A 15,956-nucleotide genomic window follows, 5' to 3' on the forward strand; every position below is an offset into this window, starting at 1 on the left:
CTGAACGGAGAATTTGTGACTCGCAAGAAGATTCCTTACTCCCCGGAGTTCCGTGAGGCGGCTGTGTGGGAAGTCGTCGACCGTTCTCGTTCGGGTGCGGAAGTGGCCCGCGAACTCGGTGTCAATCCGAACACGTTGTGGTCGTGGGTCACGGCCTATCGGAGAACGCAGGGGACGACTCGAGTCGATTCGTCGCCGACGGATCAGGCTCGGATCAAGGAGCTGGAACGACGAGTCGGAGAGTTGGAGCAGGAGAACGATTTTTTAGCCAAGGCATCGGCGTTCTTCGCGAAGAAACACCGATGACAACTAAATACGAGTTCATCCACGACCACGAATCCGATTTCCCGGTCGCACGGATGTGTCGGTGGGCGGGAATCTCCAGGTCGGGGTATTACGAGTGGAAAACTACCCGCGAGCCGAGGAGATCCACCACGGCACCCTCAAACTGCCGGTCTGGCACCGGGAAGAAGACCTACCGATCGTCGACCGCTATATCGAGGCCATCCGCAAAGTCACCGAGCACCACACCGAGTTGAAGGGATAGAGATCGATGATCGAAACCACGCTGCTGAAGACGCTGACCAGCGACGCCGCACGCGACCACGTGCAGCAACTCGTCGTCGGCGCGGTAGTCGCCCACGGCGGCAAAGTCCTGCTGCTGCAACGACCCGCCGACGACTTCATGGGCGGCATTTGGGAACTGCCCAGCGGCAAGGTCGATCCCGGCGAACCCCTCGACCAAGCCCTCGTCCGGGAGGTAAAAGAGGAGACCGGGCTCGACATCGCGGGCATTCGAAAGTATTTGGGCGAGTTCGACTATAAGTCCGGTAGCGGCAAGAAGAGCCGACAGTTCAACTTCACCGTTGATGTCGTCAGCCCCGAACCGGTCGAGCTGACCGAACACGACGCCTACACCTGGACCAGCCTGGCCGAAGAACCACCGGTCTCCGACGCGGTGAAGGAAGTCCTGCACAGGCATCGGGCTGTCTGATCGAAAGCTGGACATGCCGTATTCCTTTCGACAATTGCTCGACACTTCTTGTCCTCGCCCGTCGCGCAGCCGGCCTCGGGATCGCCGGAAACGGCGCGGGCAGCCCGGTAATCGGTCCGCGATGCGGTATCTCTTTTCGGACCATGATCGCGGCGACAGGAGACTCGAGTGCGCACCAGGATGATCGGAATAGTCGCAGCCACGCTCGCGGCGACGCTGGCTGCGGCCGGATGCGGCAGCCACGATGGGAAAGCTGACCGGATCGCGGTGAAGGCGATGGTCATCACCATGTTCGATCCGGAGGCCGAACCCTGGGTGCAGCGGCAGCACTGGACACGCGAAGTGCCGCTCGCGGGTGTCCGAACACCGGTGCGCTGCGCCGATTCCGGCCTGTGCATGATGGTGACCGACGAGGGCAAGGTGAATGCCGCGCTGTCCACCGCCGCGATGCTCGCCGACCCGAAGTTCGATCTCGGCAACGCGTATTTCCTCACCGCGGGCATCGCCGGGACGCCGCCGAATGCGGGGACGCTCGGTTTCGCGGCCTGGTCGCGCTGGGTGGTCGATGTCGATCTCGGACATCACATCCTGCCCCAGGACGACCCGGCCGTGCCGAACGGCTATCTGCCGCTCTCGGATCAGGACAAGCCCGTCACCCAGAGCTACGAACTGAACGGCAAGCTGGTGGAGGCCGTATACCGCAACACCAAGGACGTCGCGCTCGCCGACGACCCGTCGCTGGCCCCGGTGCGGGCCGCCTATCCGGCGCAGGCCGGTCACGACAAACCCTATGTGGCGCAGTGTGATACGGCCACCGGCGACAACTTCTTCTCCGGTGCGGCGTCGTCGGCGAGTGCCGCCTACATCGTCGGGTTGCAGACCAATGGCCAGGGCCGCTATTGCACCTCGCAGATGGAGGACAACGCCACGGCCGCCGCGCTGGCTCGCGCGGGAAAGCTCGATCGCTACGTCGACCTCCGCACCGCGAGCAATTTCGATCAGCCCGCTGCGGGCGGGTCGGTGACGGACATGCTGAAGGGTCAGTACATGGGGTTCAAGATTTCGGTGGAGAACGCGTACCGGGTCGGGTTGGCAGCGGCGAACTACCTGATGGAACACCCAAACCTGACCTGAGCGACCCACCCGCCTGCGTCATGTGCGGCCCGAGTTCGGCGAGGTGTCGACGCCGGTGGAGAAGTCACAGTCGTGTCGTTCCGTGACTGTTCCATGATCTTCTGCGTGCCGAATTGTCTTGCACTACAATGCGATTAGCGATGTTTCCTGAACCTCGACTGTCGCCCGAGGCATGCCCCGACACTCCGATGGGCAGCATGTATGCCGTCTCACCTTGAACGAGGAGAGCTCATGACCGAACAATCAGTCGACGCGGCACCGCCGCCGGTCGATGCCGATGTGCGGATCGTTGGATCGTGGCAGCAGACCCACCCCCCGGAAGCAGTGGGGTGGGTAATCAGCTACATCATCACCCTGGCCGCGCAGGACGAACGGGTGACCAAGTGGGGGATCGGCTTCCAGGTCCCGCTGGGAACGCGCACCAACCCCACCGAATCCCCGTGGTACGTGGTGGATAACGACGGCGCAGGCGGGGTCGTTGTCATCAGCTGTACCGACGGCTCGCACACCGTCGAACCCGGAACGCCCTTGCCGGTAGGCGTGCAACTGCTCTACCTGTCCCAGGCCGACGCCGGTGACGGTGGCCTGGCCAATCTCTACGCCATCGCCCAACCCTGACCCGCGGCTTTTCCCTATCCCGATGCCGCCTTCTTCGCCAGTAAGCCGTGTCGTTTGGCACGTTGTTTTGTCCCTGCCGGCGACCCCGGCAGATCGCCCCATGCTGGTTGCCGTATCCGAAAGGTGCTGAGGTCCAATGACAGTGGAGAATTCCTCCCGAACGGCCGGCGTGATACCAAGTGTTTTCCTCGGCGCGGGATCCGCAGGGCAGGTGGCAGCGATCCTGAGAAGCGCCGAGGTTGTAGCGATATCGCTCGGCAATGGGCACCGTCTGGCTGTGACCGAGAGCGGAACCCTACTGGCCACCGGTGGCGACTATTTCGGGCAGGTGTCGGGGATCCTGCAGGCTGTTGGCGGCAGGAAAGTCACTGCTGTTGCCGCCGGCGGCTTTCACAGTCTGGCGGTAATCGAGGATGGGACACTACTGGCTGTCGGCATGGATCAATTCCGACAGGTATCGGGAATCCTCGAGGCCGCGGAAGGCAAGAAGATCACCGCTGTCGCCGCCGACAACTACCACAGCCTGGCGGTGACAGCGGACGGATTGTTACTGGCGGCCGGGATGGATTTCTCGGGAACAGTAAAAAGGATTGTCGAAGCCGCAGAAGGTAAAACAGTCACGACCGTGGCAGCCAGCCTCTATACGAGTCTGGCGGTGACCGACGACGGGACTTTGCTCGCCGCAGGCATGAACACATCCGAACAGCTGACCGGAATCCTCGCAGCCGCAGACGGCAAGATAGTCACGACAGTGGCGGGCGGCACCTCACATACGCTGGCGGTGACCGAAGAGGGGACCTTGCTGGCCGCAGGCGCCGACCAGTACGGGCAGGTGTCAGCGATCCTCGAGGCGGCTGATGGCAAGAGGATCATCGGGGTGGCCGTCGGTCATACGCACAGCCTGGCACTGGCGCAGGACGGGACGCTGCTCGCCGCCGGGAACGACAGTGAACTGCAGGTCTCGGGGATCCTCGAGGCCACCGAGGGCAAGCAGGTCACCGCCATGGCCGCCTGCGAGGACTACAGCGTGGTGGTGGTGCGAGAACGCGAGGACGACTCGCTGAAGCCGCGGCAGATCCACGCATCGTTTCGCATCGAACCCCACGACCCGGACGGCCTGTACCGCCTGGAGTTCAAGGCGGGCAACACCTACCAGTCGGTATATGCGACCGGAAAGTTCGCGGTGCTCGACACCGAGAACGCCCTGGACACCGAAGTCATCGTCCGAGATGTTCTCTATCCAGGGCCTGTCCCCACCGGAACAGTGAAGTTCACTTTCGACGAGACCACCGGTGTGGTCGACATCGATGCCGAGCAGAGTCGATTGCCCGACGGACTCACCTACAACACCCTCGACAACAACCGGTTCGCCTTCACCCATGTCAAGTGATTGCTTGGGCTTCCTGTGAGCCGCAGAACCGATCTCCGACGGTCTGTCGCCGGTAGACGTCGCGTCTGGCTCGAGGCCGCTCGTCGATCCGGAACGGCCGCTCGGAGTGAGGTTCTGCGCTGCCCTTATGCCTGATCGTCGTGGCGGGAGACGATTTTGCGGCCGGGTTCCAGGATCGCTTCGGGGAGGTCGTTCCAGGCGACGATGTCGGAGTAGAACAGTGACGGGGTCACCAGTCCGGCGGCGATCGAGTCGAGCGCGGGGCCGATATTCGGCACATTGTTGGCGCGGGCGATCCGGAGAGTGACTCCCTGCACGTACATTTCGTACGCGGGCACGGTCGTCGCACCGAAGATCCCGCCCAGGCTTTGGACCCTCGCCTCCGGGGCGGACAGTTCGATGCCGCGGCGCAGCCATTCGACATTGCCTGCGGAGGCATCGACCACGAGGTCGAACCAGCCGGCAGCGAGATCCGGCGGTTCCGACAGCGCGACCGCACCCAGATTCGCGGCCAGTGCCCGGTTCTCGGCATTGCGATCGACATAGACGACGTAGTCGGCGCCGTGGACGAAGGCGCAGGCGACTACCAGCAACCCGGTCGAACCGTGCGAGAGCATCAGCACCCTGGTGCGACCCTCGCCGCGAACGTATCGGACCGCCAGATCGTGGGCCACTCCCACCGTATCGCCCACCGCGACACATTCATACGGATCCAATTCCGGTGGCACGCGGATCAGCATCGCGTCGGCGTACGGCACGCGCACCACATCGTCGAATAACCCACCCCAGTCGCCTGCCACCGCCAATCCGTAGGTGGCCCCGTGCGGCACGGCTTCGCAGTGCGCGGTCCACCCGCGCAGGCACCGGCCGCACTCGCCGCAGCAGATTTCCGGCGGCACGACCACCAGATCACCCGGTCGCACCCCGGCGACCGCATCCCCGATGGCCACCACCTTTCCCACCGCCTCGTGCCCGAATGCGAAATCCCCACGCAACGGCGTGGCCCCGGACAGCACCGGCACATCGAAGGGACAACGACCTGCCACCACCGGCGTCACCAATGCCTGGCCGTCATTCTCCAGCGCCGGGGTGGGGACCTCTCGCCATTCCGTCCGACCGGGTTCGACAAACCACAGCGACCTCATCAATTTCGTCTCCCAGCGGCGCTTCGAAACCGGCCACACAGATGGTACAGCGATCTCACGGAGCGCGAATGGAATGCGGCTGCTACCAATTCTTTTGGGGTTTTTGATGGAAACAGCGAAATGGTGTGCGCGAGCAGTGCGCTCGAATCCCCACTACCCGGTTCTGACGATTCGACTCGATCCATTGTCGAACTCCACCACGATCCGCGCGATATCGCCAGGATGTTCCGGATCGAACCACACCGCGACTTCGTCATCGACGGCGATCGGATGGGCGGGCACCTGCAACGCGGTCGGCGTCAGCCACCGGCGGGTGCCCGCGCGGTCGGTGAATGCCACGCTCAGCCGGACGACCTTCGGATTCGGTGTCGCCGGAAAGCCTTCCAGCCCGGTAGAAATCACCACACCACGGGCGCGAACCGCTCGCGCGCGCAGTCCAGAGGCCGCGATGCGCCGCCGCCATCGAATCAGATAGCCCACAACCATCAAGGTCAACATCAGCAGCGCGAGGATCAGCGAAGCACCGCCCGCGAGCCGGACCGTCTGCGCACTGCCGGGAATCGACAGGACACTTCCGGCCACCGCGGATACCGCGGCGAGGTACTCCACCGGACCCAACGCGGATCGCCTCGACCCCAAAACCGCCGTCTTCATTCGCCACGCCGAGACAACGATCATCCCGATCATCACGATCCACACAGCCGGAAGCAGCGCGAGCAACCACAATGGGTCACGCCCCACCCGTGGCACCGAAACAGCCAGCAGCACACCCGCGCTCACACCGAACGCCAGGAAAATCGTCTGCTTGACCCCCGAAGGACCGGCCCGCACGACGGCTCCGCGAAGGGGAGAATGCGGCGGGACTGTGCTCATTCGCCGAGACTAGCCGCTTCGCGGCGGCCAATACCGCACCCACCCGATACCGCGACAGCCACCGCCTCAGCCGGCGGGGTTGGGGTACCTCCGCGCGGTTCGTTCAGCGAGTCGTCACGGCGTGCATGCCGCGGCGATCGAAACACTGTTCTCGTACAGGTGATGCCGGGCGATGCGGCCGTCCTCGACGGTCAGACGCAATGCGAAGGGACCCCCGAATGGCTTTCCCGTGGCGCGCACGGTGCCGGAGAAATGCCCGAAGAGCACAGCATCCGTGCCCGCAACCATGCAGGTGTCGATACTGATGTCCTCCGGAACGGTCTGCGCCGGCAATTCCTCGAACTGTGCGGCGCATTCGGCGGCCGTCCGGCGCGGCTTGATCCACGGGACAGCCGGATTCTCCGCGAGCAACCAGTCGACTTCTTCGGCGAACAGGGCGCTGTGTCGATGACCTCGAAGGTCAAGGACGGCTGTTACCCGTTGTCTCGGTGACGAATCCCGCAAGCACCTGGTTCACCGCGGCCGGGTGCGTCCAATTCGGGGCATGACCGGCACCCCGGACGGTCACCACCGGACCCGCACCACGCAACCCGACGGCCAGCGCCTCGGACTTGGTCGCAGTACTCGACTCGTCGAACTCGCCACGCAGAACCAGTGCCGGGCAGGCGATCTCGGCGAGCCGGTCCAACAGGCAGTCGCGCTCGACGAGACATTCGGCGGCCGCACGGATCGCCCCGCGATCCGACGCCGCCCACTTCGCCCGCCACAACCCGTGATCCGTCGACGTGCCGCCGATCAATCGAGGAGCCAACCGATCGGCGAGAAAGTCCAGCGGGACCTCGGGATTGGTCCACGCCGCGAACAACTCACGATAGGAAGCCTTCTCCGCAGTAGTCGAGGCACCGGCCTCGGTGTCGAATAGCACCAGTGCTTCGACCCTTTCGGCAGCCAGCAGCGCCACCCGCAACGCGACATAGCCGCCCTGCGACATCCCCGCCAGCGTCGCACGGTGAATCCCTGCCGCATCCATTACCGCGAGCAGATCCCGCGCGGAATCCCAATATGTGAACGGCACATCGGGATCCGACTTCGTCGCGCCATGCCCACGAGCATCCCAGCACAGCACCCGGAAACCTCGCGCGATCAGGTGCGCCGCTTGGGGGCCGAACATCACCGAATCCATAAAGAACCCATGCCCGAATACGACCGGCCGGCCCGATCCACCGGAATCAGTGAAGAAGATCCGAACACGATCTGCACTCGACACGTACGGCATGGACGAAGCGTAGCCGCGTAGCCGATCAATAGCACCGAAGTCCACTCCCCACCACGGTATTCGGATAAAACAGCGCCCGCCGATCGCGTCGACGGCGTGCGGTTCCGCAGGGCGGGGTCTCACCGCCGATATCGCACAATCACCTTGCGTCCGTTGAACTTTCCTCCGCGGCATGTGCCGACCCTGCCACCGCGCCTCGTAAGCGGAAGGGACTTGGTCTTCACTCTTCCACCGCCTCGGCGGCACTGCCTCCACGTGATACCTGCGATTGGGGTTACGGGCTCGACCCTGGCCGCGGGCTCAACTCGGGTCACGGACTCGACCGGGGTTGCGGGCTCGGCCCAGCTGGGGGCACTGTCCATCCCGAATCCGATCGCGACGAGAATTGATACGACTCCCGCCTGCTTCGCGTATCGCATTTCCCTGCCTCCTTCGATGATCCGATCGGCATTCGATAGTTCGGAGTCGATTGATTTCGTCGACAAAATATTTGGTCATCGAGTTGCGGCGATGGTATGCGGATCGAGACCGCACCCTCCTGCTTCGACACCACTACCGAACCCTAATCGAACCCCATACGGCACATGAGCTTTCTGAGTTCGGTGTGTCGTCCTCGCGATACGAATTCCGCGGCCGGTGACCGCGACGTTGAAAGTGACTATGAACCGGCGCCACGGAGTTCCAATCGCTTCCCGACCCGAATCAATTGTTCGAAATTCTCTTCGGCCGGAGCGGCACTGATGAAGGTCGATCAGTGATCGCCGAGAGGCACTGCTCTGCAACGGATTTCGCGATCGGGGTCCGGTCACACCTTGCGAGGGTTCCCTCGGGTCCGGCTTCGTAGGGTCGATGGCCGAGAGTGCGGCAGGGGGCGGGAATGCCGGCTTCCCGGTGCCGAAGAAGCCGAAATAGCGCGCGCTATATGGTTCTTGGAGTTCTCGACTCGACAGGATGGATGTTGTGGACGCTGGTGATCGGAGGGCGGCGGAGGCCGACGAGGCCGGGCGGAAGGTGAAACCGTCGCGCGCGGTTGGTGATTGGGTCCTCGTGTTGATCTGTGTGGCGGTAGTGGCGGCCGGGGTGCTCGTCGGCGGGTTGCTGCACAAAACAGAGCGGTCGACGAAACCGCTTCCGCCCGAATCTGCCCCGGCGGCGCCGACGCACTCGGATGGCGCCTATGTCACACCGCCGGTGATCTATCCGGTGGCGATCCCCGGTTGCGACGCGGTCGAGCCGCCCCGCGGCGGTGGATTGACCAGCTCGCTCACCACCTTCACGACCTCCTATGACAACCCTGCCTACCCGTGGTTCTCCGGCGCGAAAGCCGAAGCAATGACGCAGGCGTTGCGCGGCGCCCTGCCGGGCGATGTCGAGATCGGCTTCGCTCCGGTGGCGGAATCGCTGGTGTTCCAGCCCATCCCGGTAGAACAGAACGGGATGGCATTCGGCGGTCGCACAGATGCGCGAGCGACCGTGCTGCGTGGGGATCGTACGGGTTCGCTATCGGTGTCGGTGTGGCAGTCGACCGGCCCTGTTCCGCCGTGTGTGGCGGGACATCTCGACGAGCGTCGGCACCTGGCCGACGGCGGCATCGCCGACGTTCAAGACAGCTGGTACGAGATTGACAAGGTGCGCACCCGCACACGCAGCGTGCGGGCGTATCTGCCCGACGGCACCGTCGCGGACGTTCATGCCGATGATGTCGCGGCGGACCGAGGTCATTCCGGTGCCGTGCCTTTGACCATCGACGAACTGGTCGCGATGGTCACCGCGCCATCGGGTCTGCGGGTTACGACGCCGGTGCCGCCGAGTACGCCGAACCCACCCGAATCCTGCACTGTTGCCACCGGATCCGGCAAAACCATCGACCGGGAGACCGTCACCCGACTGAACACGGAGTTGGCACGGATCCCGTTGGACGGATTGCAACTCGAACGTCCGCTCGGCGACCTGCGTCCCTCCGGCACCGGAGGTGAGCTGTGCCAGGCGGTCCGAGCGAACACCCCGCAGGGACGCGCACATTTCGCGATCGCGATGGGCACGGGCCAATCGGCGGACTCGGGACCGGGACAAGGGAATACCCGGCGACTGCCGAATGGAGTGATCGTCGGAGATCAGGAGGTCATGGCAATCGATAGTGCACCGCAATCGAGGCCCGAGACCGCCAGGACAGTAACGGTTACCTACGCCTCGGGTTCGTGGGTCCGCATCTCTTGCAGCGGCGAGACGGCGCCAATGTCATACGTCCAACTCGAGGCGATCGCGTTGACTCCGGGACTCGAAGTGGTAGGAGCGTAGCCGGCCTCGGACTGGTTCGGTCCATAGGTTTCGAACTCCGCCCCGGAGACTCGGTCATCGGTCGCTCTGCGCGGAACGGGTGATGAGCAGGTTCGCGAGCAGTCCGACGATCGCCGCGCCCAGCAGCACGAATCCGACGTGCAGGAGTCCGGTCTGTGGGCTGGTCGCCGCGTACAGACCCGCGGCGACCGCCGCGCCCAATGCACCGCCCAGGTTGTGGAAGGTCCACGACGCGCCGACGGCGAATCCGGCTTCGTCGGTGTCGACGGCCGAGAGTGCGGCGAGGGTCGCGGGAGCCAGAATGAGAGCCCACCCGGCGCCGAAGAACACGAATCCGACGAGCAGCAGTGGAAGCGATCCGCTCAGCGCGCCGAGGACGACGAGGACGGCGGTGCCGGTGAATGCGCCGAAGCCCCACTTCAGCGGCGTCGTGGGTCCGCTGCGGTCGACCCATCGACCGACGCGCGGCGAGGCGAGTGCCATTGTGGCGCTTACCAGTAGCAGTGACAGGCCGGTGGTGCGGACATCGAGGTGGTGGCGGTCGGCCAGGTAGGGCGGGAGAACGAGCAGCGCCGAGGCGTAGAAGACGGCCAGGAAGAAATCCGAGGCGAGTGCGACACGGAAGCGGGGGTGGGTGAACAGCGTCGGTCGCAACAGCGGGGTGCGCGCACGACGCTCGACCACTGCGGTCGCGACGCCGCAGACAACCGCGAGCACCGCGGCGATCGCCATCGGCGCGCCGAACCATCCCGTCGTCTCGGGCAGCGAGGCCACCGCGACCAGCGCCGCGACGGTCACCGCGACCAGCGTCTGACCGGGCAGATCCAGCCCGGCCTGCCGACTCGGGGCCGGTGCGGGAACCGCGACGGCGACGGCGGCCAACGCCACGACGCCGAATGGGACGTTGATCCAGAACACGGCCGCCCACCCGAAGGCGGGCACCAGCAGGCCGCCGAGCACCGGCCCCAGTGCGAGGCCGATGCCGTTGACCGCGTACAGCCAACCGATGGCGCGACCGCGCGCCCCCTCCTCGAACAGGGTCTCGACCAGTGTCGATGTCCCCGTGTAGAGGATGGCGCACGCGGCTCCCTGTACGAAGCGGGCCGCTACCAGCCAGCCGATCGACGGCGCGAGTGCCGCGCCCACCGAGGCGAGGACGAACACCGCGGCGCCGATCAGCAGGGTTGGCTTGCGCCCCAGGTGATCTCCCAGTCGGCCCGCGGTCACCATGAACATGGCCAGGGCGGTGAGGAAGGCGCTCAGCACCAGCTGCGAGACACCGAGCGAAGTGTCCAGATCGTGCGTGATGGACGGTAGCGCGGTCGTGACGATCGTGAGGTCGATGCAGCCGAGGAACGACGCGATGGCCAAGCCGAGGAAGCCGACGATGCGTCGTGCTTGCGGAACCGGTGTCAATTCGGCGGCTGTGGTCCGGCTCATTTCGCCGACCTCCGCTTCTTGAAGCGCAGCGGCAGCCAGGTGACCCGCTGGTCGGGGACGAACCGGTCGCGGGTGGCCTGCATCGCCGCCGAGATGTGCTGCGGATAGATCACGTGGTCGTAACCCGCCGCGGCCCAAAGCGGCTGGATGATCGGGCATTCCTCGAGGAGGTAGGTCAAGCAGCCGTGGCGGGCTCGTGCCGGGTCGTCTATCGCCTCGTCGCCGCCGCGGCGGTCGATGAAACGGTCGATGGTGGCGTCGATCGCGGTCCGGTAGCCCGCGTCGGTGTCGTAGGCGAGCCGAATCCGCTTGAGCAGCCGCGGGTATCGGGCGTCGCTGAGCGCTTCGTCCCAGCGCAGGATGTCGACGTCGGATTCGATCAGGTCGAGCAGGGGCTGGTTGCGGGCGATCCATTGGTCGCCGCGACGGCGCGAGAGCGAATACGCCTGTGCGGGCGGCAGGTCGAGATTGTGGCGTTGCAGTGTGTCGGCGACGGCGACGGTGACCCGCCCGAATCCACTGCGGTTGATCAGATCGATGGTGGCGCCGAGCTTCTCGCCTTCGTGGTAGTCGGCGCCGACGCTGGTGAGCAGGATCGCGGTGGCGCCGGTGTAGTCGTAGCGCTGCCCCTTGAGGTCGAAGGCCGCCTTGTGGGACGCCGAGGCCAGGCGTGTGTCGGATTCCGGTGCGGAAATCGTTGCGGTGGTGGTCATCTCAGCTCCACACCGCCAGCGGCTCGTTGTTGCGCACACCGACGAACAGCCCCACCGTCACGCGGGGGCGGTCGGCCGAGGGACGGACCGCGTGGACGCGTCTGGGGTCGATGAAGATCGCCTCGCCGATCTCGGGTGTGATGGTCACCGTCGGATCGCCGACGGCAGAGCGGTCGATGCCCCAGACCCGGTCTCCCGAAAGCTGTTGGTAGTGCTCCTCGTTGGGATACTCGTCCCAGAATTCGAGTTCACCGCCGCGGTCGGGGAGGTCGAGGTAGAACGTTGACCGAGAGTTGGCGGACGATGCCGAGGTTCTGCCCGTCGGGCAGGTTGCGTTCGACATTGTCGGTGTGCGGTTCGAGGTCGACGCCTGCCTGCTGGTATCGCACCACGCCCGCGAAGAATTTGCGGCTCTCCGAGGAGAGCACGGTCGCGCCCGTCGGCCATACCTCGTCGAGCAGCAAGCGCAGTGTGTCCGCGGGATACGGGTACGGTGCCGCGATCGAACGCAACTGCTCGAGATGGCCTGCCGCGGCGGCGAAATAGGCGTCCTGCTCCTCGGCGTTCCCGGTCTCGGAGAACGCGTAGCCGATACGGCGGAACTGCGGGTCCGTCCCCAGTGGACCGTGGTCGTCGCGATCGAGGAAGCGTTCCCGTAGCGCGCGCAGATTCTCACCGGTCAGCAGGTCCCGCACCCGGACGGCGTACACCTCGCCCTTCAGCAGTCTCAGCAGGTCATCGGCCGAGAATTCGCGCTGGGTCGTCCGCACCACGAGGGCCTGGTTGTCCACCGGCCGGGCGTCGTTGGTGAAATCAATGGTCATGAGCGGATACTCCTCGCCAGTGCAATCGATTTCGGCCGACGCTGCCCGAAACTCGTTGTGACCGTGCGCAAAAGTGGCACAGGCAGACACTACGTCGGAGCCGAGCCGCGAGTCAGGGTTAAGATCATCCTGCGGGGAAACGTCGACATGAATTCGTAATGCCTTGTACCACAATTGATTACAACTATCCTACGTATTTCGCGATCGCAGGCCGACCGGTCCGGCCTGCCCCGCCCCCGCAAGGGTCGACGCGCCCGAGTCGGATCGAGAGCGCCGCCGCCATCATGCGCCCACCGGGCCGTATCTGTTTACAAGGTCGGATTCGACCGAACCGTCCAAGTAGGCTCGTTCCATACGGCGAGCGCGAAAGGCAGGAGTTATGGGCACTACCGGCGAGCGCATCGCGAAGCTGCGCAAGGACGCGGGCCTGAGTCAGGCCGAACTCGGCAAGCAGATCGGTGTCGATCAGAAACGGATCAGCCGGATCGAGGCCGGAGCCGAATTGACATTGGCCGAAGGGCTGCGCCTCGCGGGCGTCTTCGAACTCTCCCCTTCCGAACTGGCGGATGCCACAGTGCAGACTCCGGCACTGTCCGGCGTGTGGTACGCCGCCTGGCAGACCTCGCACGACGGAATCGAACACATCGAAGTCCACCAGGTCAAGGGTGTGCACGACGGGCGAATTCTCCGCATGCAGGGCACCCGAGCCCACCCGGGTAAAGAGGACTGTTACAACTGGATGGGCGAGATGCGCCTGTGGGACAGCGACATCCTGATCGGGTGGTATGTGGCGTCGGACGGGTTCGTGAGATACCGAGGGAGCCTGTACCTTTCGCTGCACCCGCACGGCCGGGCCATGATGGGAGGCCGGGTGGGCCTCGGCTATGGCGGAGCGGTGGCCAGGGGCTGGACCGCTCTCACCCGCGATGACCGAGCCGAACGTCTCGTGCGCGAGATGGCGGGGACGGACGGATACACGCAGGCATGGCCGAAGCTGGGCATGGAGTCGTAGCGGGACCCGGCGACCGGCCTGCGACGGTGGGACATGGCGAGATCTACGATTCCAGTTTCAGTTTCGACCAACCCTGAACGCGCCCCTCGGTGCGAGACATTTCGCGGACGAGACGTTCGGCTCGGTCGTCACGCGTGATGGCGGCCCAGCCCCGAATGATCTGTCCGGCGTAGCCGAGACCGGCCCAGGTCCCGATCATGGCCCGGCCGTGCGGGTGTAGCGAGAGGTACAGGCTCCCTTTGTATCTCACGAACCCATCCGAGGCCGTGTACCAACCGATGAAGATGTCGCTGTCCCACAGCCGCATCTCGCCCACCCAGCTGTGGCACTCGGCGGCCGCGTCGCGTTTCTGCACGCCGTGCAGGTGGAGAATTCGCCCGTCCTGCGCGATCCTGAGTTGGCGGGTGTCGACATGCTCGACGCCCTCGTGTGCCATCTGCCAGGCGGCATTCCACACCCCGGACAGCGGAGGGCTTTGCGTTGTGATGCCCGCGAGTTCGGAAGGGGAGAGTTCGAAGATGCCCGCGAGGCGCAGACCTTCGGCCAAGGCCAATTCGGCTCCGGCCTCGATGCGGCTGATCCGTTTCTGATCGACGCCGATCTGTTGGCCGAGTTCGGCCTGGCTCAGGCCCGCGTCCTTGCGCAGCTTAGCGATGCGCTCGCCGGTACCGCTCACGACTCCTGCCCTTCGCGCTCGCCCCCACGGAGGAAGCGTACCCGGACACGCGATCAGACTAATTCGTCTGTCTAGACATAACCGACTGAAGGGTGCATGATGGTGCCGGCACCCCGTTTCGGTCGACCCTTTTCCCGAACGGGAGCACCCACCAGGACGAATTTCGGGAGCCGCATCATGAATGATGGACAGCCACAACGGGATTCAGTATCGTTCTCGCTCAACCGGGACCGGACCGAGATCAAAGGAGGCCCGGTCACGGCGCCCCCACTCCCGACCGAAGCCGGGCGAAGCGGGCAAGCATGGCGGTGAACCCATTCGTCAAGGCCCGCTATGCGCGCGCCCTGGTCGCGTACCACCAGGCGGATGCCGCGTTCAAGAACGCGGGCACTCCGAAATCCGGCGCCGACTATGACCGATTCGAGAAGGCCCGCCTCGAATTCCTGGCCGCGGCCAGGGCGAAGGCAGCCGACGAGTCAGCGTTGCGCGGCCCGGAAGTGGGCGGTTCCGCACGATAGATCCCGAGGTTCCGTAGATCGCGACCGGCGCTGAAGCAACTGACATGTTAGATTGACATGCCAGTGCAATCGGAGTGCGGATCTCGAGGGGATCGTATGAGTACGGAAATGTCGGTAATGGTGCTCGGCGCGGGCGCGACGGGTGGATATCTCGCCGCACGGCTGGCCAAGGCCGGGGTGCCGGTCACCTTGATCGCCAGGGGCGCGAATCTGCGGCAGATCCGCGAGCACGGCATCGTGCTCGAAGATGCCCGCGCAGCGCGTGAAGTGGTTCGGCCGGATCGCGTGCTGGCTGTCGAAGAGGTCGATCGCCCGGCCGATCTCGTGCTGTTCTGTGTGAAGTCCTACGACACCGAGACAGCGGCACGATCCGTACCGCCGCTGGTGGCATCCGACGGCCATGTGCTGTGCCTGCAGAACGGTGTCAAGAACGAACAGATCCTCGCCGGAAAGCTCGGACCGTCGCGCATCCTGTCCGGCGTGCTCTACATCGGCGCGGATCGGTTGGGACCCGGCGTGATTCGCTGCTCGGCGCCGCCCAAACTGATCGTCGGCCCCTACTTCGGGCTCGATCTCGGCGCGAGTTCGCAAGTGCGGGAGTTGTTCTCGCGGGCAGGTATCGAAGCCGCGGTCGAACCCGAAGTGAGCTCGTCGAAGTGGCAGAAATTCCTGTTCAACTGCGGGCTGAACCCGCTCACGGCGATCACGGGAAAGCGCCTGGGGGAACTGCTGTCGTATCCGGCGACGGCCGAGGTGTTCGACCTGCTCGTCGCCGAGGCCGCCGCCGCGGCCCGCGCGGCAGGCGCACCGCTGGCGCCCGACCACCGGGTCCGCGTCCAGCACACCGCGGCCCGGATGGACATCTCCTCGTCGATGGCCGAGGATCTCGCGGCCGGGCGGAAGATCGAACTCGAGGCGTTCACCGGCTATGTCATCGAACTCGGCGCGGCCCACGGCGTCCCGACACCGGTCACCCGAGCCGCGCATGGGATGCTCGTGGCGCTCGACAGCGCGACGGCCTCGTAGTTCCCCTGGCGGCGGTGTC

Annotated in this window: 19 protein-coding genes; 10 read left to right on the top strand and 9 right to left on the bottom strand. The window is 65.1% G+C overall.

The window, feature by feature from the left end; translation table 11 throughout:
• Window positions 1-15 precede the first annotated feature (15 nt).
• From D5S18_RS26035 to D5S18_RS26060, 6 genes are all read left to right on the top strand, one after another.
• A complete protein-coding gene (locus D5S18_RS26035; RefSeq protein WP_158607967.1) occupies window positions 16-306 on the top strand; it encodes a transposase in 291 nt (96 codons plus the stop codon).
• Window positions 307-400: 94 nt separating this feature from the next.
• On the top strand, window positions 401-547 hold the full coding sequence (locus D5S18_RS26040) for a hypothetical protein (RefSeq protein WP_203236916.1): 147 nt from the start codon (window positions 401-403) through the stop codon (window positions 545-547).
• A gap of 6 nt (window positions 548-553) precedes the next feature.
• Window positions 554-994, top strand: a complete 441-nt coding sequence (locus D5S18_RS26045; protein ID WP_120043729.1) for an NUDIX domain-containing protein — start codon at window positions 554-556, stop codon at window positions 992-994.
• A 168-nt stretch (window positions 995-1,162) separates the two neighbouring features.
• Window positions 1,163-2,128, top strand: coding sequence for a purine-nucleoside phosphorylase (locus tag D5S18_RS26050; protein WP_239004005.1), 966 nt, complete (start codon window positions 1,163-1,165; stop codon window positions 2,126-2,128).
• Window positions 2,129-2,359: 231 nt separating this feature from the next.
• Window positions 2,360-2,746, top strand: coding sequence for a hypothetical protein (locus D5S18_RS26055; protein WP_120043730.1), 387 nt, complete (start codon window positions 2,360-2,362; stop codon window positions 2,744-2,746).
• A 211-nt stretch (window positions 2,747-2,957) separates the two neighbouring features.
• The gene (locus D5S18_RS26060) at window positions 2,958-4,136 is read left to right on the top strand and encodes a hypothetical protein (protein ID WP_158607968.1); all 1,179 of its coding nucleotides are present in this window, start codon (window positions 2,958-2,960) and stop codon (window positions 4,134-4,136) included.
• 125 nt (window positions 4,137-4,261) lie between these two features.
• Here D5S18_RS26060 and D5S18_RS26065 read toward each other — a convergent pair whose 3' ends face one another.
• The 4 genes from D5S18_RS26065 to D5S18_RS26080 form a co-directional block, all read right to left on the bottom strand.
• Window positions 4,262-5,281 (bottom strand): zinc-dependent alcohol dehydrogenase, encoded by a 1,020-nt coding sequence (locus tag D5S18_RS26065; RefSeq protein ID WP_120043732.1) that lies wholly within the window; start codon window positions 5,279-5,281, stop codon window positions 4,262-4,264.
• 153 nt (window positions 5,282-5,434) lie between these two features.
• Window positions 5,435-6,154: a hypothetical protein gene (locus D5S18_RS26070; protein ID WP_147404182.1), complete on the bottom strand. Its 720-nt coding sequence runs from the start codon at window positions 6,152-6,154 to the stop codon at window positions 5,435-5,437.
• A gap of 114 nt (window positions 6,155-6,268) precedes the next feature.
• Window positions 6,269-6,658, bottom strand: a complete 390-nt coding sequence (locus D5S18_RS26075; RefSeq protein WP_120043734.1) for a nuclear transport factor 2 family protein — start codon at window positions 6,656-6,658, stop codon at window positions 6,269-6,271.
• Complete coding sequence (locus D5S18_RS26080; protein WP_120043735.1) at window positions 6,615-7,430, bottom strand: alpha/beta fold hydrolase; 816 nt, start codon at window positions 7,428-7,430, stop codon at window positions 6,615-6,617. The genes D5S18_RS26075 and D5S18_RS26080 overlap by 44 nt, the downstream gene beginning before the upstream one ends.
• A gap of 951 nt (window positions 7,431-8,381) precedes the next feature.
• Between D5S18_RS26080 and D5S18_RS26085 the strand changes: the two genes are divergently transcribed.
• The gene (locus tag D5S18_RS26085; RefSeq protein WP_239004007.1) at window positions 8,382-9,728 is read left to right on the top strand and encodes a hypothetical protein; all 1,347 of its coding nucleotides are present in this window, start codon (window positions 8,382-8,384) and stop codon (window positions 9,726-9,728) included.
• 54 nt (window positions 9,729-9,782) lie between these two features.
• On the opposite strand, the gene D5S18_RS26090 is transcribed toward D5S18_RS26085, so the two are convergent.
• The 4 genes from D5S18_RS26090 to D5S18_RS26100 all read right to left on the bottom strand — a co-directional run bounded on the left by D5S18_RS26090 (window position 9,783) and on the right by D5S18_RS26100 (window position 12,705).
• A complete protein-coding gene (locus D5S18_RS26090) occupies window positions 9,783-11,168 on the bottom strand; it encodes an MFS transporter (protein WP_120043736.1) in 1,386 nt (461 codons plus the stop codon).
• Window positions 11,165-11,881 (bottom strand): tRNA-dependent cyclodipeptide synthase, encoded by a 717-nt coding sequence (locus D5S18_RS26095; protein ID WP_120043737.1) that lies wholly within the window; start codon window positions 11,879-11,881, stop codon window positions 11,165-11,167. The genes D5S18_RS26090 and D5S18_RS26095 overlap by 4 nt, the downstream gene beginning before the upstream one ends.
• 1 nt (window position 11,882) lies before the next feature.
• The gene (locus tag D5S18_RS35920) at window positions 11,883-12,029 is read right to left on the bottom strand and encodes a hypothetical protein (RefSeq protein WP_239004008.1); all 147 of its coding nucleotides are present in this window, start codon (window positions 12,027-12,029) and stop codon (window positions 11,883-11,885) included.
• 100 nt (window positions 12,030-12,129) lie between these two features.
• Window positions 12,130-12,705 (bottom strand): hypothetical protein, encoded by a 576-nt coding sequence (locus D5S18_RS26100; RefSeq protein WP_239004009.1) that lies wholly within the window; start codon window positions 12,703-12,705, stop codon window positions 12,130-12,132.
• A 379-nt stretch (window positions 12,706-13,084) separates the two neighbouring features.
• On the opposite strand from D5S18_RS26100, the gene D5S18_RS26105 reads away from it, so the two are divergent.
• Complete coding sequence (locus tag D5S18_RS26105; protein ID WP_120043738.1) at window positions 13,085-13,717, top strand: helix-turn-helix domain-containing protein; 633 nt, start codon at window positions 13,085-13,087, stop codon at window positions 13,715-13,717.
• 43 nt (window positions 13,718-13,760) lie between these two features.
• Here D5S18_RS26105 and D5S18_RS26110 read toward each other — a convergent pair whose 3' ends face one another.
• Window positions 13,761-14,393 carry a helix-turn-helix domain-containing protein gene (locus tag D5S18_RS26110; RefSeq protein ID WP_158607969.1) on the bottom strand — a complete coding sequence of 211 codons (633 nt, stop codon included), beginning with the start codon at window positions 14,391-14,393 and terminating at the stop codon, window positions 13,761-13,763.
• Between the two features lie 302 nt (window positions 14,394-14,695).
• Between D5S18_RS26110 and D5S18_RS26115 the strand changes: the two genes are divergently transcribed.
• Together D5S18_RS26115 and D5S18_RS26120 are read left to right on the top strand one after the other, a co-directional pair.
• Complete coding sequence (locus D5S18_RS26115) at window positions 14,696-14,911, top strand: hypothetical protein (RefSeq protein WP_120043740.1); 216 nt, start codon at window positions 14,696-14,698, stop codon at window positions 14,909-14,911.
• Between the two features lie 96 nt (window positions 14,912-15,007).
• Window positions 15,008-15,937 carry a ketopantoate reductase family protein gene (locus tag D5S18_RS26120; RefSeq protein WP_158607970.1) on the top strand — a complete coding sequence of 310 codons (930 nt, stop codon included), beginning with the start codon at window positions 15,008-15,010 and terminating at the stop codon, window positions 15,935-15,937.
• Window positions 15,938-15,956 lie beyond the last annotated feature (19 nt).

The sequence above is a fragment of the Nocardia panacis genome (assembly GCF_003598715.1).
Lineage (GTDB): Bacteria > Actinomycetota > Actinomycetes > Mycobacteriales > Mycobacteriaceae > Nocardia > Nocardia panacis.